15 protein-coding genes are annotated in these 20,270 nt (G+C 74.3%); 8 read left to right on the plus strand and 7 right to left on the minus strand.

Going from position 1 to position 20,270, the window contains the following annotated elements; all coding sequences use genetic code 11:
- Window positions 1–37 precede the first annotated feature (37 nt).
- Together BBK14_RS01015 and BBK14_RS01020 are read right to left on the minus strand one after the other, a co-directional pair.
- Complete coding sequence (locus tag BBK14_RS01015; RefSeq protein ID WP_071059341.1) at window positions 38–1,135, minus strand: hemolysin family protein; 1,098 nt, start codon at window positions 1,133–1,135, stop codon at window positions 38–40.
- Complete coding sequence (locus tag BBK14_RS01020; RefSeq protein ID WP_071059342.1) at window positions 1,132–2,538, minus strand: hemolysin family protein; 1,407 nt, start codon at window positions 2,536–2,538, stop codon at window positions 1,132–1,134. The genes BBK14_RS01015 and BBK14_RS01020 overlap by 4 nt, the downstream gene beginning before the upstream one ends.
- A gap of 297 nt (window positions 2,539–2,835) precedes the next feature.
- Here BBK14_RS01020 and BBK14_RS01025 point away from each other — a divergent pair, with 297 nt between their 5' ends.
- Together BBK14_RS01025 and BBK14_RS39360 are read left to right on the plus strand one after the other, a co-directional pair.
- Entirely contained in the window at window positions 2,836–3,663 is an 828-nt protein-coding gene (locus tag BBK14_RS01025; RefSeq protein WP_071059343.1) for a ParA family protein, read from the plus strand.
- The gene (locus BBK14_RS39360; protein ID WP_241831021.1) at window positions 3,660–4,085 is read left to right on the plus strand and encodes a hypothetical protein; all 426 of its coding nucleotides are present in this window, start codon (window positions 3,660–3,662) and stop codon (window positions 4,083–4,085) included. Before BBK14_RS01025 ends, BBK14_RS39360 begins: the two co-directional genes overlap by 4 nt.
- A gap of 52 nt (window positions 4,086–4,137) precedes the next feature.
- Here BBK14_RS39360 and BBK14_RS01035 read toward each other — a convergent pair whose 3' ends face one another.
- Window positions 4,138–5,853, minus strand: coding sequence for a DEAD/DEAH box helicase (locus tag BBK14_RS01035; RefSeq protein WP_241831022.1), 1,716 nt, complete (start codon window positions 5,851–5,853; stop codon window positions 4,138–4,140).
- Between the two features lie 515 nt (window positions 5,854–6,368).
- On the opposite strand from BBK14_RS01035, the gene BBK14_RS01040 reads away from it, so the two are divergent.
- Window positions 6,369–7,145 carry a ferritin-like fold-containing protein gene (locus BBK14_RS01040; RefSeq protein WP_083390620.1) on the plus strand — a complete coding sequence of 259 codons (777 nt, stop codon included), beginning with the start codon at window positions 6,369–6,371 and terminating at the stop codon, window positions 7,143–7,145.
- A gap of 148 nt (window positions 7,146–7,293) precedes the next feature.
- On the opposite strand, the gene BBK14_RS01045 is transcribed toward BBK14_RS01040, so the two are convergent.
- The 3 genes from BBK14_RS01045 to BBK14_RS01055 all read right to left on the minus strand — a co-directional run bounded on the left by BBK14_RS01045 (window position 7,294) and on the right by BBK14_RS01055 (window position 8,689).
- Complete coding sequence (locus BBK14_RS01045; protein WP_020458563.1) at window positions 7,294–7,521, minus strand: DUF3107 domain-containing protein; 228 nt, start codon at window positions 7,519–7,521, stop codon at window positions 7,294–7,296.
- A gap of 157 nt (window positions 7,522–7,678) precedes the next feature.
- On the minus strand, window positions 7,679–8,326 hold the full coding sequence (locus tag BBK14_RS01050) for a TetR/AcrR family transcriptional regulator (protein ID WP_071059345.1): 648 nt from the start codon (window positions 8,324–8,326) through the stop codon (window positions 7,679–7,681).
- Between the two features lie 162 nt (window positions 8,327–8,488).
- Window positions 8,489–8,689: a hypothetical protein gene (locus BBK14_RS01055; RefSeq protein ID WP_071059346.1), complete on the minus strand. Its 201-nt coding sequence runs from the start codon at window positions 8,687–8,689 to the stop codon at window positions 8,489–8,491.
- A gap of 243 nt (window positions 8,690–8,932) precedes the next feature.
- Between BBK14_RS01055 and ku the strand changes: the two genes are divergently transcribed.
- From ku to BBK14_RS01070, 3 genes are all read left to right on the plus strand, one after another.
- The gene (gene ku / locus BBK14_RS01060; RefSeq protein WP_420849110.1) at window positions 8,933–9,868 is read left to right on the plus strand and encodes a non-homologous end joining protein Ku; all 936 of its coding nucleotides are present in this window, start codon (window positions 8,933–8,935) and stop codon (window positions 9,866–9,868) included.
- A 202-nt stretch (window positions 9,869–10,070) separates the two neighbouring features.
- The gene (gene moeZ, locus BBK14_RS01065; protein WP_071059347.1) at window positions 10,071–11,243 is read left to right on the plus strand and encodes an adenylyltransferase/sulfurtransferase MoeZ; all 1,173 of its coding nucleotides are present in this window, start codon (window positions 10,071–10,073) and stop codon (window positions 11,241–11,243) included.
- A 399-nt stretch (window positions 11,244–11,642) separates the two neighbouring features.
- Window positions 11,643–12,059, plus strand: coding sequence for an MGMT family protein (locus tag BBK14_RS01070; protein WP_071059348.1), 417 nt, complete (start codon window positions 11,643–11,645; stop codon window positions 12,057–12,059).
- Between the two features lie 165 nt (window positions 12,060–12,224).
- On the opposite strand, the gene BBK14_RS01075 is transcribed toward BBK14_RS01070, so the two are convergent.
- Window positions 12,225–13,208, minus strand: a complete 984-nt coding sequence (locus tag BBK14_RS01075; protein ID WP_241831023.1) for an SDR family NAD(P)-dependent oxidoreductase — start codon at window positions 13,206–13,208, stop codon at window positions 12,225–12,227.
- Window positions 13,209–13,467: 259 nt separating this feature from the next.
- Here BBK14_RS01075 and BBK14_RS01080 point away from each other — a divergent pair, with 259 nt between their 5' ends.
- Together BBK14_RS01080 and BBK14_RS01085 are read left to right on the plus strand one after the other, a co-directional pair.
- A complete protein-coding gene (locus BBK14_RS01080; protein WP_116429954.1) occupies window positions 13,468–16,929 on the plus strand; it encodes an ATP-dependent helicase in 3,462 nt (1,153 codons plus the stop codon).
- Window positions 16,926–20,243, plus strand: a complete 3,318-nt coding sequence (locus BBK14_RS01085) for an ATP-dependent DNA helicase (RefSeq protein ID WP_198541132.1) — start codon at window positions 16,926–16,928, stop codon at window positions 20,241–20,243. The genes BBK14_RS01080 and BBK14_RS01085 overlap by 4 nt, the downstream gene beginning before the upstream one ends.
- The last annotated feature ends 27 nt before the right edge of the window (window positions 20,244–20,270 follow it).

The raw sequence follows: 20,270 nt of genomic DNA on the forward strand, positions 1-20,270 counted from the left end.
CGCCCCCGGCGCTCCGCGTTCCCGCGGGACCGACCGTTCATGGTCGGGGGTCGGCCGTCTCGCGATGGCTCGCGTCCTCCACCTCGCCGACGAACTCCTCGACGACGTCCTCCATGGCGACGACGCCCAGGGTGGTGCCGGTTGCGTCCACCGCCCGGCCCAGGTGGCTGTTGGTGCGCTGCATGAGGCGGAGCGCCTCGTCCAAGTGCAGGTCGACCCCGATCTCGGCCATCCGGCGCAGCCGGCGGTGCGGCAGCGGCTCGTCGCGCTCCTGCTCGGGAACACCGAGGACGTCCTTGGCGTGCAGGAAGCCGGCCAGCTCCGCCACGGGCCCCACGCCACGGCCTGGCTCGCCACCGGCGTCCTGGCCCGGGGCGCGGACGGGGAACCGGGAGTAGCCCGTTTCGGCCACGGCCTCCTCCAGCTGGGCGGCGGTGACCGTCCACGGCACGGTGGCGATCTCCGGCAGCGGGATCATCACTGAGCGGACGGTCCGTCCGGACAGTTCGAGCGCGTGCGTGAGCAGCTCGTGTTCACCGGCGGGCAGCAGGCCCTCCTGTCGGGACTGCCCGATCAGCGCCCCCAGTTCCTCCGGGGTGTAGGCGGAGGCCAGCTCGTCCGACGGGGTGACCCGCAGCAGCCGCAGCACCGCGTTCGCGAAGTGGTTCAGGAAGGCGATGAACGGCCGGGTGAACCGGGCGAACGCGAACAGCGGCGGGCCCAGCCAGAGTGCCGCGCGCTCCGGGCCGGCGATCGAGAGGTTCTTCGGGACCATCTCGCCCAGCACCATGTGCAGCGACACCACGATGCACAGCGCGATCACGAAGGCGATGGCGTGCTGGGCGCCGACGGGGACGTTCGCCGCCTCGAGCCCGGTCTCGAGGAGGTGGGCGACCGCCGGCTCGGCGACCGCGCCCAGGGCCAGCGAGCACACGGTGATGCCGAGCTGGGTGGCGGCGAGCATGGGGGAGAGGTGCTCCATGTGCGACAGGACGGCCGCCGCCCGCTTGTCGCCGTCCTCCACCATCGGCTCGACCCGGTCGCGGCGGGCCGAGATCAGCGCGAACTCGGCGCCGACGAAGAACGCGTTCCCGGCGAGCAGCAGCACGCCGGCGAGAACAGCCAGCAGGTTCATCGGTCGCCCGCCCGCTCGGACGTACCAGCATGCCCGGACGTACCAGCATGCCCGGGTGCGTCCGCCCGGGCGGGTGTCCCGTCCGTGGCTTCCGTGGGGCTGAGGCGTACCCGGTCGATCCGGTGGCCGTCGACCGAGGCCACAACGAGCTCATGGCCCTCGACCTGGACGACGTCACATGGCCTTCCCAACCGGCCGAGGCGGGCCAGGACGAGCCCGCCGATTGTCTCGTAGGGGCCGGCGGGCAGGCGGGCTCCGGTCGCCTCGCTTACCTCGTCGAGGCGGAGCAGCCCGGACAACATCCACTGGCCGGCGCCGAGGGCCACCACATCGGGTGGTGCCGGGCGGTCGTGCTCGTCGTCGACGTCGCCGACGAGCTCCTCGACGAGGTCCTCCATCGTCACGATGCCGTCCGTGCCGCCGTACTCGTCGATGACGACGGCGAGCTGGAGGCCGCCGCGCCGCAGCCGGCGCAGCAGGACCTCGCAGTGCAGCGACGCGGGCACCAGCAGCGGCTCGACCATGATCTCCGGCACCGTCCGCCGCGCCCGCTCCGGCGCCGGGACTCCGAACGCGTCCTTGACGTGGACGACGCCGACCACGTCGTACCCGTCCTCGCCGATCTCGTCGTCCTCGCGCAGGACGGGGAAGCGCGAGTGCCCGGTGTGCTCGGCGAGGCGCAGCAGTTCCGCCAGCGAGGTGCCCGCCCCGGCGAAGACCGTCCGCACCCGCGGGGTCATCACGTCGGACGCCCGCCGGTCGCCGAAGCGCAGCGACCTGCTCAGCAGGGCCGCGGTGGTGACGGGCAGGGTGCCGTGCTCGGCCGAGGACGCCACGATCGAGCTCAGTTCGTCCGACGACCGGCCGCTGCGCAGCTCGTCCTGGGGCTCCACACCCATCGCCCGCAGCAGGGCGTTCGCCGAACCGTTCAGGACGGTGATCAGCGGCCGGAACACCCGCGAGAACATGACCTGTGCCGGCGCGACCGCCCGGGCGACCCGCACCGGCTCGGAGATCGCCCAGTTCTTCGGGACGAGCTCACCGAAGACCATCTGCGTCACGGTGGCCACTACCAGCCCCAGCACGATCGCGGTGACCTCGCGCGGCGACGGAGGGATGTGGGCGACGTCCAGTAGCGGTTCGAGCAGCGTGGCGACGGCGGGCTCGGCGATGTAGCCCACGACCAGCGAGGTCACCGTGATGCCGAGCTGCGCGCCCGAGAGCTGGAACGACAGCGAGCGCACCGCCCGCAGGACGATTCCGGCGCGGCGGTCGCCCGTGTTCGCCGCCTCCTCGACCTGGTGCGGCTCGACGGCGACGAGCGCGAATTCGGCGGCGACGAAGAGCGCGTTACCGGCGATCAGCAGGACGGCCACGAGCAGGTAACCGGCGGCCTCGAGCATTCAGGTGACTCCTTCTGGTCGGCGCGGCCGCACTGGTGCCCGGCGTATCCGGTCCATGGTCCGGCTGGTCGGGCGGCCGCGCGCGGTACAACGCGGGTCCGCCTCGCCCCGGGTACGCCCTGCCCGCGCGACACGCCCAGAACACGGCCCGGGCACCGCCGGCTGGCGGACATGTCGGCTTCGGTGGGCGAAAATGCCGCCCGCTTGCGGGGGTTCGCCCCGGAGGTCACCGCCGGCGCGCGACTCGGTCACGCAGGGTGTTGTGATCAGCCGGGCAAAGTAGGCACACTGCTCGGTGTGGCCCGGGTTCTCGCTGTCGCCAACCAGAAGGGTGGCGTCGCCAAGACGACCTCGGTGGCCAGCCTCGGCGCCGCGCTGTGCGAGCTCGGCCGCCGCGTCCTGCTCGTCGACCTGGACCCGCAGGCCTGCCTGACGTTCTCCCTCGGGCTCGACCCGGACTCCCTCGAGCTGTCCGTCCACGACGTGCTGCTCGGACGGCTGCCCGCGGGCATCGTGATCCGGTCCACCCCTGACGGCAGCGACCTGCTGCCCGCCACCATCGAACTCGCCGGCTGCGAGGCCATCCTGCCCTCGCGCACCGGGCGCGAGCACGCGCTGCGGCTGGCCCTCGTCGAGATCGCCGCCGGGTACGACTTCGTGCTCGTCGACTGCCCGCCCTCGCTCGGCGTGCTGACCATCAACGGCCTGACCGCGGCGGACGAGGTCGTCATCCCGATGCAGTGCGAGACGCTCTCGCACCGCGGGGTCGGTCAGCTCCTCGACACCGTCGCGGACGTTCAGCGGCTGACGAACCCGCGGCTGCGGGTTCGCGGGGTCCTGCCCACGCTGTTCGACGGGCGCACGGCGCACAGCCGGGCCGTGGTCGTGGACGTCGCCTCCCGCTACGAGGTGAAGATCCTCGAGCCGCCGGTGGTGCGGTCGGTGCGGTTCGCCGAGGCGCCGGGCCTGGGGCGGTCGATTCTCACCACCGCCGGCCGTTCCAAGGGAGCGGAGGCGTACCGCACGCACGCCCGGGCGATCGCGGGCGTGCCGGTACCTCCCGCCGCTCCCGCCGCTTCTGCTGCCGTCGGGCCGGACACCGCCGTCTCGGGCGCGGCGGTGTGAGCGCGGGCGCGTCTGCGGGCTTCGACCGGCTCCGCCACCGTGGGACGGCGAAAAGCGGCCTGCGCAGCGCCTCCGGACTGGCCGGGCCGGAGCCGGCGGGTGGCCGGCCGTCCGGGCCGGCGCCGGTCGGCGGCCCCGGCTCCTCCGGCCGGCCGACGACGGCGATCGGCCGGGACGCGCACGGCAAGCGGGCCCTTTACAGCGGGGTGCGCCCGCCCGGCCCGCCCGGCCCGCGCGGCACGAGCCTCGCGGTCACCTGCTCCCGCTGCGGCCGGACGAGCACGATCGGCCTGCGGCGGGCGCTGTGGGTGCTGATGCCGAGTGTGCATCTCCCGCTGCCGCTAGGGCACCCGTCGCTGCTGCGCTGCCCCGCCTGCGGGCGGCCGAGCTGGGTGCGGCTCACACTGCGGTCCCACCCGTGACCAGCGCGCGGCACGCCGAAGCATGCCGCGCGGGCCCTGGCGGGCTGGCGGGTCAGGCCGACTCGGCCCGGGGAGTGTGGTCGGCGCCGGGACCGGCCGCGTCGTCGTCCATCGACTCCACGTCGGTGTCGCGCACGGTGCCCGTGCCGCGCCCCCGGCCGCCGCGCCTACGCCGCCGGCGTCGGGCGGGCTCGGCTGTCGGGTCGGTGGCGGTGTCCTCGTCGGACTCGCTCAGGACGGCGTCGCCGCGGGCCGTGTCGCCACTGATGGCGCGGACCGGCGCGACGGGTACGTCCACAGTGCCGGTGAGGCCGTCGTCGAGGCCGGCCTGGCCGTCGAGCGCCGGGCCGTCGGCCTGCGAGTCGTCGGCGACGGTGAGGCCGGTGGCAGCCGCGGCCGCCCCGGCACCCCGGGTGCGCTGCCGGACCCGGGCGCGGGCCGGGCGGGCGGGACGCTCGTCCTCCCGCTCGCGGGTGCGGCGGCGGGTGCCGCGGCCCTTCTCACCGAGGTCCTCGATCTCCTCGGCGGCCAGGCCGGCCCGGGTCCGCGCCGAGTGCGGCAGCGTGCCCTTCACCCCGGCCGGGATGGCCAGCAGTTCGAACAGGTGCTCCGAGGTGGAGTAGGTCTCCAGCGGCTCCTCGAACGGGAGCGCCAGCGCCCGGTTGACCAGCGTCCACCGGGGCAGGTCGTCCCAGTCGACGAAGGTGACCGCGACACCGCTGCCGCCGGCCCGGCCGGTACGGCCGATTCGGTGCAGGTAGGCGTGCTCGTCCTCGGGGCACTGATAGTTCACGACGTGGGTGACGCCGCCGACGTCGATGCCGCGCGCGGCGACATCGGTGGCGACGAGGACGTCCACCTTGCCGGCGCGGAACGCGCGCAGCGCCTGCTCACGCTGGCCCTGGCCGAGGTCGCCGTGCACCGGCGCCGCGGCGAAGCCACGGCGGGCCAGGTCCTCGGCGACCTTGTCGGCGGTGCGCCGGGTGCGGACGAACACCATCGCCAGCCCGCGGCTCTCCGCCTGCAGGACGCGCGCGAGCACCTCCATCTTGTCCAGCGCGTGCGCACGGAAGACGTGCTGCTGCGTGTTCGGGACGGTGCGGCCCTCGTCGGGCTGCTCCGCGCGGACGTGCACCGGACGGGTCATGAACCTGCGGGCGAGCGAGATGACGGGCCCGGGCATCGTCGCGGAGAACAGCATCGTGTGCCGCTGCTCCGGCAGGAACGCGAGGATGCGCTCGACGTCGGGCAGGAAGCCGAGGTCGAGCATCTCGTCTGCCTCGTCGAGCACGAGGGCGCGCACGCCCGCGAGGTCGAGCGCCTTCTGACGGGCGAGGTCGAGCAGGCGCCCGGGCGTGCCGACGACGATGTCGACGCCGGCGCGCAGCGCGCTGAGCTGGGGTTCGTAGGCGCGGCCGCCGTACACCGACAGCACGCGCAGCCCGCGGCCGAGGCCGGCGCGGGCGATGTCCGCGGTGACCTGCACGCACAGCTCACGGGTGGGGACGACGACGAGCGCCTGCGGGCGGCCGTCCGCGCCCTCGTCCGGCGCCGTGACGACCTGGACGATGGGGATGCCGAAGGCGAGGGTCTTGCCGGTACCCGTCCGCGCCTGCCCGATGATGTCGGTGCGCTCGAGAGCGAGGGGGAGGGTGAGCTCCTGGATGGCGAACGGCCGGATGATGCCGACCTCCGCCAGGGCGGCGACTGTCTCGGCCCGCACGCCGATCTCGGCGAAGGTGGGGGCCAGACGCGGGGTGTCGGCCAAACTCGGGGTCTCGGCCGGGCTCGCGGTGTCAGAGCCGTCGCTGATGGGTTCGTTGTCGGGCGTTTGTGTGCTTGTGACGGACAGCGGGACGCTCCTGGTCTGCTCTGAGCGGTGTCCTACGCTGAACCCGCTCGCGATGTGCCGCGCGGCGCCTGCGGCCCGGTGTCGGGGCGGCGCCAGTCGATCAGCGGCCTGATGGCTGGGTGGTGTGATGACCACCGGCTAGCCCCAGGATAACCCGTGTCTCGCCCCGAGCGGGTGTGATATTGCAACGTTCTCGCCCACAGCCTCCGCGAACGCTGACGTCCAAGGGGTTCGTCGAGGGGCTCACAGGTGCCGGCGCCGCCCTGCGCGGGCACCGGGCGGCGCCGTCGCGCGGGCCGCACTCCGGGCCGCCGCCGGAGCCGCTACCAGGGCGCTCGACGCTGTTGGGGTGCGGTTGCCGAGCCGTGGCACCAAGCGCCGGGCCGGGCTCGCGCCGCGGTGCGCGGGCCGCGGGGTGCCAGAATCGCGCTGTGGCGCAGACCTCGCAGACCCGGACCGGAACCCTTCCCGCTGATGTGAACGGGGCGATCGATGCGACCGATGTGACCGACGCAACTGAGGCGACCGGCGCGCCGGTCGCCGCGGACCCCGCGCTCGCCGTGCCCGGCACCGCCGACCCGGCGCTCGTCGACCTGCTCGGCCTGCTCGCGTACGGCGAGCTGACCGCCTTCGAGCGGATGGCGACGGACGCCCGTATGTCCCCCACGCTCGCGGACAAGATCGCGCTCGGCCGGATGGCCGCGGCCGAGTTCGCGCACTTCGAGGCCATCGAGCGCGAGCTGACCCGGCTCGGGGTCGACCTGGAGCAGGCCATGGGGCCGTTCGTGCCGGCGCTGACCGCGTTCCACAACCTGACCGCGCCGTCGGACTGGCTGGAGAGCCTGGTCAAGGCGTACGTGGGAGACAACATCGCGGCGGACTTCTACCGGGAGATCGCCGGCCGGCTCGCTCCGCAGGCGCGTGCCCTGGTGCTCAGCGTGCTCGCCGACACCGGCCACGCGGCGTTCGCCGTCGAGCGGGTGCGGGCCGCCATCGCGACCAACCCGGTGGTGGCGGGCCGGCTCGCGCTGTGGGCGCGCCGGCTGGTGGGGGAGGCGCTGACACAGGCCCAGCGGGTCGCGGTGGACCGGGACGCGCTGACCGGCCTGCTCGCCGGCGTCGGGGACCTGCAGGAGATCGCCGGCATCTTCAACCGCATCATGGCCGCGCACGGCCGGCGGATGTCGGCGCTCGGCCTCTCCGCCTAGGGGAGACCTGACCAACGCGGGAGCGGGGACCTGACCGGGCTGCCGGGATGGGGCCGCCCGGATGCGGACGCCGGCCGTCGAGGTGAGGTGTGACGGTGAGGGCACATCTCACCTCGAGGGGCCGACGCCGCGCCGGTCTGCTGGTCTGTCAGGCGGTGCCGAAGCCGACCCGACGCGATTCGGACTCCGCGATCTCGACGTAGGCGAGCGCGTCGACGGGTACGACGACCCGACGCCCCTTCTCGTCCACGAGGGTGAGAAGTCCGGTCTTGCCGTCGACCGCCTCGCTGATCAGCGCGGCGACCGTGTCCGGTGACTGGGTGCTCTCCAGTACCAGCTCACGACCGACGTGCTTGATCCCGATCTTGACCTCCACTCGATAACCTCCGCGTGGTCGAGTTTCCAGGGGCACTTCTCCGCGACGACCACCGCCGCCGACGGACGATCAGCGCCCACACTATGGCCTGCGGGCCGTCGTTCGGGTGCTGTGGAGCGCTGTTCGCTGCCGGCACACGTCCGCGCCGGCGGCCGGGTCAGGGCGCCTCGGTGGCGGGCTGCTGTGGGTAGCCGGCGATGCCACGCCAGGCGAGCTCGACCAGCGACTCCACGGCACGTTCCTTCGACACCCGCCCCTCGCGCAGCAGCCACCAGCGCGCGCCCGACTCGGCCAGCCCGACCAGCCCCATCGCCAGCAGGTCGGCCTCCTCCTGGGGGAGCCCGGTGTCCGCGACGATGGTGGCGGCGATCGCGCGCACGCACTGCGCCGAGGTGTTCTCCACCCGCTGCCGGACGGCCGGCTCGCTGCGCAGGTCGGACTCCAGGACGAGCTGGTGCGCGCCGCTGGGGTCGGCGACGAAGTCGAAGTAGGCCCGGATCGAGCGTTCGATCCGGATGTGGTTGTCCGTGGTCGAGGCGAGCGCCGCGCGCACGGCCGAGACCAGCTTCTCGGAGTGCTCGTCGAGCAGCGCGAGATAGAGGTCGAGCTTGCCGGGGAAGTGCTGGTAGAGCACCGGCTTGCTCACCCCGGCCCGCTCGGCGATCTCGTCCATCGCGGCCGCGTGGTAGCCCTGGGCGACGAACACCTCGCGGGCGGCCCCAAGCAGCTGGAAGCGGCGCGCTGTGCGGGGGAGCCGAGGAGTTCGGCCCGGCCGCGACTGTGGCGCCGCGGGCTCGGCTGTCACCGGCGTACCTCCCCGTCGGTCACCGGCATCGTCGATCAGACGCTAGGTCGATCAGACGCTAGGTCGATCAGGCGCGAGCCGTCGGTGCGCGGCCGCGCAGACATGTGGCCAACAGTACCCGCGATGGTCGGCCGCCCCCCGGATGCCGGCTCCGACCGGGGCCTACCTGTATTCCTCCTCGTCGTCCTGGTCGACCACGATGCTCTGCTCGACCGCGTCGAACTCGTCGACCTCGCGGGCCTGGGTGCCCTGAGCGCCCTCGACGAGCCCCGCCTGCGTCGTCCCCGACGGGCGAAGCTCCCGGGACTGCTCGGCGGCGTCGGCGTCCGGGACGTCCAGCGGGGGGTCGGTCGGTGACCTCATCGGGTGTCTCCCTCGGCGTTGGTCGGTCTCTCGGGCTGGTCGGTCTCTTGGGCTGGTCGGTGTCTTCCGATGGTTGGTGTCTTCCGATGGTGCGTGTCACCGATACCCCCACCGACCGCGTCGATTCCCGTCGGCGGGGCCGCTGGTGACGTTTCGTCCGCGTGGCTTCCCAGTGGGCTTCTGGTGGGTCACTATTGAGTTGAGTCGACGTGAGGGGTGAACATGCGTTCGATTTGGAAGGGTGTGATCTCTTTCGGTCTGGTGTCGATCCCGATCCGGCTCTACCCCGCGGCACAGGAGCGTGACGTCTCGTTCCACCAGGTCAGGCGTTCGGACGGCGCTCGGGTCAGGTACCGGCGGGTCGCCGCGACCGACGGCGAAGAGGTCGCCTACGCCGACATCGCGAAAGGCTACGAGCTCCCCGACGGGGAGATGGTCGTCCTCACCGACGACGACTTCACGAACCTGCCGCTGACGACGTCCCGCTCGATCAACGTGCTGGGGTTCGTCCCCCTCGAGCAGGTCGATCCGATCTACTTCGCGAAGAGCTACTACCTCGAGCCGGACCGCACCGGCCTCAAGCCGTACGTCCTGCTGCGCGACGCGCTCGCCGGCTCGGGGCGGGTCGCACTGGTCAAGATCGCGCTGCGCCAGCGCGAGCAGCTCGCGACGCTGCGGGTCCGCGACGACGTCTTCGTCCTGGAAACAATGCTGTGGCCGGACGAGGTCCGCGAGCCCGAGTTCGACGTCCTCGACGAGCAGGTGGACGTCCGGCCGCAGGAGCTGGCGATGGCGAGCTCACTGATCGACACCCTCGCCGCCGACTTCGACCCCACGAAGTTCCGCGACGGGTACCGCGAGGCGCTCCAGGCCGTGATCGACGCCAAGATCGCCGGCCGGGACGTCGTCGCACCTCCCTCCGAGCAGCCCGGCGTCGACGCGGCCGGTGACCTGATGGCGGCGCTGCGAGCAAGCATCGAGGTGGCCCGGACCGGCCGTGACGGCCAGAGCTCCGGCTCCGCGCAGGCGGCCCCGGCCGAGGCTGGCTCCGCCCGGGCCGGGGCTGGCTCCGCCCGGGCCGGGGCCCGGAAGGGCCAGCCGAGCCGGAGCCGGAAGGAGAAGGCGGACACGGCGGCCGACGAGGTCGTCAGCTCCCGGCCCACCCGCCGCTCGGCCTGACCCCCGCGCGGGTGCCGGACGTCCCGGGCGGGGTGGGGAACACCCGGGCCCGGGGACGCGCTGCACCATGTGGAGCGCCCGCTGCGGCGGCCCGTCCGGAGATCGGTGGGCTGTCGGCGGTCGCGCGAACCGCCGATCACGGCTGCCGGACCGGGCGGCTGTGGCATCGTCGGGTGGTACGACAGAGAAGGCGAGGAGCAACGTGTCACTACCGCCCCTGGTCTCCCCCGCCGAGGGGCTGACCGTCGACGAGGTCCGCCGGTACTCGCGGCACCTGATCATTCCCGACGTCGCGATGGACGGGCAGAAGCGCCTGAAGAACGCGAGGGTCCTCGCCGTCGGTGCGGGTGGCCTGGGCTCGCCGACCCTGATGTACCTGGCCGCGGCCGGGGTGGGGACGCTGGGCATCGTCGAGTTCGACGTGGTGGACGAGTCGAACCTGCAGCGTCAGATCATCCACGGGCAGTCCGACGTCGGCCGGAGCAAGGCCGAGTCCGCCCGCGACTCCGTCCGGGAGATCAACCCGCTGGTCAACGTGGTGATCCACGAGACCCGGCTGGACACCTCCAACGTGATGGAGATCTTCGCCCAGTACGACCTGATCGTCGACGGCACCGACAACTTCGCGACCCGCTACCTGGTCAACGACGCCTGCGTGCTGCTCGGCAAGCCCTACGTGTGGGGTTCCATCTACCGGTTCGACGGTCAGGCGAGCGTCTTCTGGGCCGAGCACGGCCCGTGCTACCGGTGCCTCTACCCCGAGCCGCCTCCGCCGGGCATGGTCCCCTCGTGCGCCGAGGGCGGTGTCCTCGGTGTGCTCTGCGCCTCCATCGGGTCGATCCAGACCACGGAGGCCATCAAGGTGCTGACCGGGGTGGGCGACCCGCTCGTCGGCCGGCTGATGGTCTACGACGCCCTGGAGATGTCCTACCGGACGATCAAGGTGCGCAAGGACCCGGAGTGCCCGCTGTGCGGGAAGAACCCGTCGATCACCGAGCTCATCGACTACGAGGCGTTCTGCGGCGTGGTCTCCGAGGAGGCCCAGCTCGCGGCGGCCGGCTCCACGATCACCGCCGCCGAGCTGAGGACCATGCTGGACGGCGGCGAGCCGATCGAGCTGATCGACGTCCGTGAGCCCGCGGAGTGGGAGATCGTGCGGATCCCCGGCGCGCGCCTCATCCCGAAGGGGGAGCTGCCGGCGCACCTGGCCGAGCTGCCCCAGGACCGGCGGGTCGTCGTCTACTGCAAGAGCGGGGTGCGCTCAGCCGAGGCCCTCGCGACCCTCAAGGGCGCCGGCTTCGCCACCGCCGTCCACGTCCAGGGCGGCGTGACCGCCTGGGCCACCCAGGTGGACAAGACCCTCCCCGTCTACTGATCCGTCTCCCCAACCGTCAGCCCCCGCGTCTCCTGGGTGGGCGTGCGCCCGGAAGATCTGTGGCGGGTGAGTGCGTCGGCACAGCCGCACTCACCCGCCACGGTCGTGCCGGAGGCCTTGCGGACCATCGTGTCCTCGCCCTTTGATTCCGTCCTCGCTGTTTCGGGGGTCGATCTCGGCGGATTCCGCTCCCGAAGGGCGAGAAGGATGCCAAAGGGCGAGCAGGCAACCCCGCCGGATGGGGTGTTTGTCCGCTAGATGGCGATCTGGTGGTGCGGGTGGGAATCCGTGGTTCCGGGCTGAGAGGAATCTGGGCTGTGCGAGACCAGCCTCGGGGAGGCTGGCCGAGCACGGGGAAGGGCGAGCCCCGGAGAAAACGCGTTGGGGAGGTCGGTGGGCATGGCGCGGGCGACGGATGGGCCCGGCGGGCCTCGGCGGGGGCGGTCTCCCGACACCGTTTCGGCGGGTGTCGCGACGCGGATCCACATCGGGGGAAGGCCGAGCCCCCACGCGATGGCCGTCCTCGAGGCCGTCACCCGGATACCGGCCGGCAAGGTCATGACCTACGGTGACGTCGCCGAGTTCGTCGGCGCCGGCACCGGGCGCACCGTGGGCGCGGTGCTTTCACGGCACGGTCACGAGGACGACGTCCCGTGGCACCGGGTGATTCGCGCGTCCGGGGAGCCGAACCCCGCCGCGCCCGCCGAGGCACTGCGACGCCTGCGCGCGGACAGCACCCCGTTGCGGCCCGGCGGTGATCGGGTCGATCTCGCGGCAGCCCGCTGGGACGGCGTCACCCGCCCTGACCGGCCCTGATTCCGTGCCGGCCCTGATTCTGCGCCAGCCTGATCCTCGGCTGGCGCCGATCTCCACCAGCCGCTGGGCCTCCACCTGCGCTGATCCCCGGTCGACGTCGGGGTTCAGTCGGCGTTGGGGCCCGGGCCGGTACCGACTCCGGTCGGCTGGGGCCCGCCTGTGCGATCAGCGGGCGGTGAACCCTCCGTCAGCTGAGTAGACGCTGCCGGTCACCAGGGACGCGCGGTCGGAGAGCAGGAAGTGGACGACCTCGGCGACCTCGTCGGCGGTCCCCAGCCGGTTCATCGGCTGGAAGAAGCGCGCCCCGCGGTGTGAGCTGACCATCGTGGTGTCGATGAACCCGGGTGCCACCGCGTTGACCCGGATTCCGCGCGTCGCGTTGTCCAGCGCGGCCACCCTGGTGAGTCCGATCACGCCGTGCTTGGCGGCGACGTAGGCCGGTGTGCCCTGTAGGCCGACCGTGCCCAGCACGGAGGCCATGTTGACGATCGAGCCGCCGCCGGCCGCGAGCATCGCCGGGATCTCGGCGCGCATGCTGTAGAAGACGCCGGAGAGGTTGACCGCGAGAACCCGGTCCCAGTCGGCGAGGGAGATGTCCTCCAGCGGGGCCCGGTCGGTGGCGATGCCCGCGTTGTTGACCGCGAGGTCGAGCCGTCCACCGGCCTCGATCGCCGTGGCGACGGCCTGGGCGACCGACTCCGGGTCGGCGACGTCGACCGCCACCGCCAGTGCGGTGCCGCCGGCCGCCTCGATCTCGCCGGCGACCTCCTTGGCCGCGACGGTGTCCCGGTCGGCCAGGACGACGAAGGCGCCGGCCGCGGCCAGCCGGCGGGCACAGGCGGCGCCGATTCCCGAGCCGGATCCGGTCACGAAGGCGACCCGGCCGGCGTACTCGCCGCCGCCCGCGACGGCGTCGCCGGCCGTCCTGGCGAACGGGCCGGTCACCGTCGCGACGCTACCGTCATCGCCGGGGCCGTCCGCCGTGCCGGCTCGTGGGCGTGGTGCCGTGACCGCCCGCGCCGGGGCCGAGGCGTCGGCCTGTGGCCGTCGTGCCCGTCGTCCGGTGGATGCCCCCTGGGCCTCCGGCGCGGTCCGCGTGGAATGACCGGCCGGGACGTCGTCGTCCGTCATGCTCGGTGAAACTGCCACGTTCCGACGTCGACTCGCAGCTGTTTCGACACTTTTGGTGGTATTCGTACTCATCTTTGTGCTGCTCCAAAGGGTGCCGGTGTCGTCGCGCTGACAGCACTTCCGTGCCATCGGCGCCGACCTCGTCCGTGCTTTGGCGATCTTGTCAGAGTGTCGTGATGTGCTGTGCGGCGTGGTCACCGTGCCGACGCCTGCCCGCCCTGCCCGGCGGCCGTCGTTTCGCCTGGTGTCGCCCTTCGTCCCGGTGGCCGGACCCATCGTGTTGGACACGGCGCAGACCGACGTGGTGGGACACGCCGGTGGTCCGCTACTAGTCCTCGCCGGTCCGGGAACGGGAAAGACCACAACCCTGGTCGAGGCCGTCGCCCGGCGGATCGAGGCCGGGGCGGATCCGGCGTCCCTGCTGGTGCTCACGTTCAGTCGGCGGGCCGCCCGCCACCTGCGCGAACGGTTCGCCGTCCGGCTCGGGGCGGCCGCCGTCGGGCCGGCGGCGTGGACGTTCCACGCCTGGTGCCTCGGGCTGCTGCGCGCGTACGGCGCCGCCACCCCGCTCGGCGGCTTCCGCCTGCTGTCGGGCCCCGAGCAGGACGCCCGGCTGCGCGACCTCATCGAAGGCTCCCGCGAGCTGGGACGTCCGGTCTGGCCTGATCCACTCGCCGGCTGTCTGAACACCCGCGGCTTCGCCGAGGAGATCAGGATGCTGCTCACGCGGGCCCGGGAGATCGGCGTCGATCCGCCGGCGCTGGCGCGCATCGCCCGGCGGGTGGGCCGCTCCGACTGGGCGGCCGTCGCCGAGTTCTACGGCGACTACCTCGACGCGCTCGGCGCGGAGGGAGCCCTCGACTACGCCGACCTGGTGCACGCCGCGGCGAACCTCGCCGCCGAGCCGGACGTCCTCGCCCAGCTGCGGCAGCGGTACCGGGCGGTGTTCGTCGACGAGTACCAGGACACCGACCCGGCGCAGGAGCGGCTGCTGACCGCCGTCGCCGGCGGCGGGGGGGACCTGGTCGTCTTCGGTGACCCGGACCAGTCGATCTACGCCTTCCGCGGGGCGGAGGTCCGGGGCCTGCTCGACTTCCCGAACCGGTTCCCCCGCGCCGACGGCTCACCGGCGCCCGTCGCCGCGCTGCGGCGGTGCCGTCGGATGGCCCCGGCGCCGCTGGCCGCCTCCCGCCGCGTCGCGGCGTCGCTTCCCTCGGCGGGCCTGCCGGTCCGCCACGTCCGCGCGCACCGCGATCTTGTCTCCGTGGGGGCCGTCGGGCCGGGCCAGGTCGCGGCCCGCACCTATCCGACGGCCGGCGCCGAGGCGGAGGCGATCGCCGAGCTGCTGCGCCGCGAGCATCTCGAGAACGGCGTCGACTGGGACGACATGGCCGTCCTGGTCCGCTCCACCGCGCCGCTCGGGCTGCTGCGCCGGGTGCTGACGGCGGCGGGCGTCCCGGTGAGCGTGGCGGGTGGGGAGCTCCCGCCGGCGCGGGAGCCGGCGGCGGCGCTGCTCCTCACGGCCCTGCGCTGCGCGGACGACCCGGCGGTCCAGCTGACGCCGGAGACGGCGCGTGCGCTGCTGACCTCCCCGCTGGGCGGCGCGGACCCGGCCGGCCTGCGCGCCCTCGGCCGCGAGCTGCGCGCCCACGACGCCGCCGCCCGCGCCGCTGCCCGGGACACAGCTGCCCGGAGCACCACTGCCAGAAACAGCACTGCCCGCGACAGCACTGCCCGCGACAGCACTGCCCACGACGCCGTCGGCCCGATCGCCCTGCCGGAGCCGCGCTCGGCACCGGAGGCGGACGGGTCGGTGCTCGGTCTGCCCGCGTCCTCGGCCGAGCTGCTGCGCGAGGCGGTCGCCGATCCGGAGCGGGTTCTGCTCGCCGTCCCGGACGAGCTCGCCGCGCCCGCGCGCCGGCTCGGGCGGTTGCTGCGAACCGTGCGCGCCGAGCTGCGGCGGGGGGCGGCCCCGGAGGACGCGCTGTGGACACTGTGGACGGCCAGCGAGTGGGGCCCCAGGCTGGAGCGGGCGTCCGCGGTCGGCGGGCCGGCCGGGCGGTCGGCCGACCGTGACCTCGACGCCGTCGTCGCGCTGTTCGACGCCGTCGGGCGTCTCGGTGAGCGGCGCGGGCCGGGCTTCGGGGTGAGCTCCGTCGTCGAGGAGCTGACCCGCCAGCAGATCGCGCCGGAGACGGCGCAGGCCCGGGCCGGTCGCCCGGCCACCGTCCGGCTGCTCACCGCGCACCGCTCCAAGGGACTGGAGTGGGAGGTCGTGGTCGTCTGCGGCGTGCAGGACGGCGTCTGGCCGGACCTGCGCCAGCGGCACACCCTGCTCGGGGCCGAGCAGCTCGACTCGCCGCGCAACGGCGGCGTCCGCCCGCCGCGGACCAGGGAGGAGCTGCTCGCCGACGAGCGTCGCCTGTTCTATGTGGCGCTCACCCGGGCGCGCCGCCGCCTGGTGGTGACCGCGGTGGACGGCGCCGACGACGACGGGGAGCAGCCCAGTCGGTTCCTGGCCGAGCTCGGGGTACAGGTGGAGAGCGTCCGGGCCCGCCCGCCGCGTCCGCTCACCCTGGTCGGCCTGGTCGCCGCGCTGCGGCGGCTGACAGTCGACCCGGAGGCCTCGGCGGCGATGCGGGAAGCCGCGGGGGTCCGGCTCGCGGCCCTGGCCGCCGCCTCCGACGAGACCGGCCGGGCGCTGGTCCCCGCCGCCCATCCGGACCGCTGGTGGGGCCTGCTGGACGTGACGAGCTCGGACGTCCCGGTCGTCGCGCCCGACGCGCCGATCCGGCTCTCGGGGTCCTCGCTGTCGGGCCTGAGCTCCTGCGGGCTGCGCTGGTTCCTGGAGCACGAGGCGAACGCGGCCGAGCCGGCGTCGCCCGCGCAGGGCTTCGGCAAGGTCGTGCACGCGCTGGCCGACGAGGTGACGACGGGCCGGACGCAGGCGCGGCTCGAGGCCCTCGACGCGCGGCTCGACCTGGTCTGGCGGCATCTGGAGTTCGACTCGCGGTGGCGCTCCGAGCAGGAACGCGCGGCGGCGCGGGAGGCGCTCGGCCGGTTCCTCGAGTGGCACGCCGCGCAGCGCGGCCGCGAGGTCGTCGCGTCCGAGGTGCGTTTCTCCTGCGACATCGAGGTGGCGGGCCGGGTCGTGCGGCTGCGCGGCTTCATCGACCGGGTCGAGCTCGACGACACCGGCCGGGTGCACGTCGTCGACTTCAAGACCGGCCGGACGCCGCCGAGCCGGCGTGACCTGGCGACCCACGCACAGCTGGGCAGCTACCAGCTCGCCGTCCGCGAGGGCGCCCTCGACCCGGTACTGGACGAGGCCGCCCGCCGCCGCGATCCGACCGCGCCCGGCGAGGTGCCCGCGCCCGGCGAGGTGCCCGGGGCTGGGGACCCGTCCTGGGGCGGGGAGCCGTCCACCGGCGGGGCGCCGTCCACCGCCGGTGAGCGGCCGGCGGCGGTGCCCGGCGGGGCGGAGCTGGTGCAGCTCCGGCGGGACGCGGGCGGCGACAACACCGGCCCGCGCCTGCCGGCGGAGGAACCGGGGCCGCCCGAGGTGCAGCGTCAGGACGCGCTCCCCGGCGGCCGGGCGTGGATCGACGACATGGTCGAGAACGCGGTGCGGACCGTGACGACCGAGTCCTTCCGGCCCACCCCCGGCGAGGGGTGCACCATGTGTTCGTTCCGTCGGTGCTGCCCGGGGCGGCCGGAGGGGGAGCAGGTGATCGATTGACCGGCGTGGCGGGGGCCGCCGAGCAGGTGCTTCCCGGTCTCGACCCGGAGCCGGCAGGCGCGGGCGGTGCCATGACCGGCCCGGTGCCGGAGCCGGAGTACCTGCGGGAGCTGCTCGGCGTCCCGTACACCGACGAACAGCTGGCCGTGGCCACCGCGCCGCTGGAGCCGGCTGTCGTCATCGCCGGCGCCGGGTCGGGCAAGACGTCCGTGATGGCCGCCCGTGTGGTCTGGTTGGTGGCCACCCGTCAGGTCGAGCCGGGGCGGGTACTGGGCCTGACGTTCACGAACAAGGCCGCCGCCGAGCTGGCCGGTCGGGTGCGGACGGCGCTGCGCCGCGCCCGCGAGAACGTCCCCGGCCAGCCGGCCGCGGACGACGCCGACGAGCCGACGATCGGCACCTACCACGCCTACGCCGGGCGTCTCGTCAGCGAGCACGCGCTGCGGCTCGGCCTCGAGCCCGACACCCGGATGCTCGTCGCGGCCGCGCGCTACCAGCTCGCGGCCCGCGTCGCCCGCGCCCACCGCGGCCGCGTCGAGGCGCTGACGAAGTCGATGCCCGCGCTCGTCGCCGACCTCGTCGCGCTCGACGGGGAGATGAGCGAGCACCTCGTCTCCGCCGACGACCTGATGGCCTTCGACGCGGACCTGTTCGACCGGGCGATGGCGGCCCTGGCGAGCGCGGCGCTGCGACCGGGCACGAAGGGTCTGCGCAAGGAGCTGCGCCGGATGGCGGCCACGGCCCGGGGGCGGCGTGAGCTCGCCGGCCTCGTCGCCGACTACCGGGCGGCCCGGCGCGGCCGGGACGTCCTCGACTTCGGCGACCAGGTCACCTTCGCCGCCCGGCTGGCCTGCTACTCCCCGGAGGTCGGCGCCGCCGAGCGGACACGGTTCGGCGTGGTGCTCCTCGACGAGTACCAGGACACCTCCGTCGCCCAGCGCACGATGCTGGCCGGGCTGTTCGGCGGCGGCCATCCGGTGACCGCCGTCGGTGACCCCTGCCAGGCGATCTACGGGTGGCGGGGCGCGTCGGTGGCCAACCTGGACAACTTCCCCGATCACTTCCCGCACGCGGACGGCACCCCGTCCGCGCGGTACCTGCTGTCGGTGAACCAGCGCAGCGGCGGCCGGCTGCTGACGCTGGCCAACGCGGTGGCGGCCCCGCTGCGGGCCCGCCACCACGTCGTCGAGCTGCGTCCCCGGGCAGACGTCGTCGCCGCCGGGCGGACCCTGGTGGCGCTGCACGAGAGCTGGGCGCAGGAGGTCACCTGGGTCGCCGCCCGGCTGGCCGAGCTGGTCGCGGCGGGGGAGCGGCCCGGGAACATGGCCGTGCTCGTGCGGGCCCGCTCGGACGTCCGCGCGCTGCACACGGCGCTGACGGCCGCCGGGCTGCCGGTCGAGGTGGTGGGCCTCGCCGGCCTGCTGGACCTGCCCGAGGTCGCCGACGTCGTCGCCGTGCTGGAGGTGCTGGACTCGCCGGTCGCCAACGCGGCGCTCGTCCGGCTGCTCACCGGGCCGCGGGTCCGCCTCGGCCCGCGCGACCTGGCCGCGCTGGGCCGCCGCGCGCGGGCGCTGCTGCGCACCACCGGCACGACCGCACCCACGGCCGCCGGCGGGGACGGCGACGGGAGCGCGCTGGCGGAGGCCGTCGCCGGGGTCGACCCGTGCGACGTCGTCGCCCTCGCCGACGCCCTCACCGACCCCGGCGAGGAGATCTCGGCCCAGGGACGGGAGCGGGCCGCCCGGCTCGGCGCGGAGCTGGCGGCGCTGCGCGCGCACGTCGGCGACGGGCTGCTCGACCTGCTCCACCGGGTGATCTCCACGATCGGGCTGGATGTCGAGCTCGCCGCCAGCCCGCGTGCCGTGGCGGCGCGCCGCCGGGAGAACCTGGCCTCCTTCCTCGACGCGGCGGCCGACTTCGACGACCCCGACGGGCCGAACTCGCTGACGTCCTTCCTCGGCTTCCTACGGGCGGCCCGCGAGCACGAACGCGGGCTGGACATCACCGGGCCGTCCGGCGCGGACGCCGTCGCGCTGATGACCATGCACCGGGCGAAGGGCCTCGAATGGGAGGTCGTGGCCGTGCCCAACCTGAGTCGTGGGGTCTTTCCCGACCTGACGGTGCGGGACAGGTGGCCGACCACGACCGGGGTGCTGCCGACCCCGCTGCGCGGCGACGTGGCCGAGCTGCCGTCCTACGAGCTCGACGACTCGAAGGCGGCCCTGGAGGCCTACACCGAGGACTGCCGGGAGTACCAGGAGCGCGAGGAGCGGCGGCTGGCCTACGTCGCGTTCACCCGGGCGAAGTCGGTGCTGCTCGGCAGCGGCCACTGGTGGGGGCCGACCCAGCGCACCAGGCGTGGCCCCTCGGTGTTCCTCACCGAGCTGCACGACCACGCGGCCGAGGGGAACGGGCGGGTGGACGTGTGGACCTCCGAACCGGGGCGGGGCGGCAACCCCGCGCTGGCCGTCCCGGTGGAGTTCGCGTGGCCGGCGCCCTACGAGCCGGTGGCGTTCGCCCGCCGGCGGGAGGCGGCGGCGGGCGTCGCCGAGGCCCTGGCGATGATCCGCTCCGGCCAGGCCCCGTTGGTCGACGAGCCGGGCGGGATGACCGCCCGCGAGCGGGCCCTGCTCGCCGAGCTCGACCGCGAAGCCGCGCTGCTGCTCGCCGAGGAGCGCGTGGCCCGGGCCCCGTTCCGGGACGTCCCGATCCCGGCGAGCCTGACCGCCTCCGAGATCGTGCGGATGCGGGCCGACCCGGTCGAGTTCGCCCGCGACCTGGCCCGGCCGGTGCCGCGCCGGCCGGTGCCGCAGGCCCGGCGGGGAACCCGCTTCCACGCCTGGGTGGAGGAGATGTTCGACCAGCGGCCGCTCATCGACGTCGAGGACCTTGCCGATGCCGCAGATGCCGCCGTCCTCACGGACGACCGCGACCTCTCCGGCCTGCAGGCGGCCTTCCTGGCCAGCCCGTACGGCGCCCGCCGCCCGTTCGCCCTGGAAGCGCCGTTCGAGGTGATGATCGGCGGGCGCGCGGTGCGGGGGCGCATCGACGCCGTCTACGAGCTCGGCGGTGGGCGCTGGGAGGTCGTCGACTGGAAGACCGGCTCGGAGGCCGCCGATCCCGTCCAGCTCGCGGTCTACCGGGTCGCCTGGGCGCGGGTCCGCGGCGTGGCCGTGGCGGACGTCGACGCGGCCTACTTCTACGTCGCGTCCGGGCGAGTCGTGCGCCCGCCGCTGCTTGGCGAGGACGAGATCACCGCCCTGCTCTCGGGCCGCGCGTGGTCTTCCGACAGCACCGCCGACCGCCGCCGCTAGCCCGGCCTGGTCCGGCTCGGTCCCGCG

Source organism: Parafrankia soli, from assembly GCF_001854695.1.
GTDB lineage: Bacteria > Actinomycetota > Actinomycetes > Frankiales > Frankiaceae > Parafrankia > Parafrankia soli.

Bases quoted from the DNA above. Each gene is read 5' to 3' on its own strand.
- BBK14_RS01020 (WP_071059342.1), bottom strand. From the start codon at position 2,538: ATGCTCGAGGCCGCCGGTTACCTGCTCGTGGCCGTCCTGCTGATCGCC.
- BBK14_RS01015 (WP_071059341.1), bottom strand. From the start codon at position 1,135: ATGAACCTGCTGGCTGTTCTCGCCGGCGTGCTGCTGCTCGCCGGGAAC.
- BBK14_RS01055 (WP_071059346.1), bottom strand. From the start codon at position 8,689: ATGAGGTCACCGACCGACCCCCCGCTGGACGTCCCGGACGCCGACGCC.
- BBK14_RS01070 (WP_071059348.1), top strand. From the start codon at position 11,643: ATGGCGCGGGCGACGGATGGGCCCGGCGGGCCTCGGCGGGGGCGGTCT.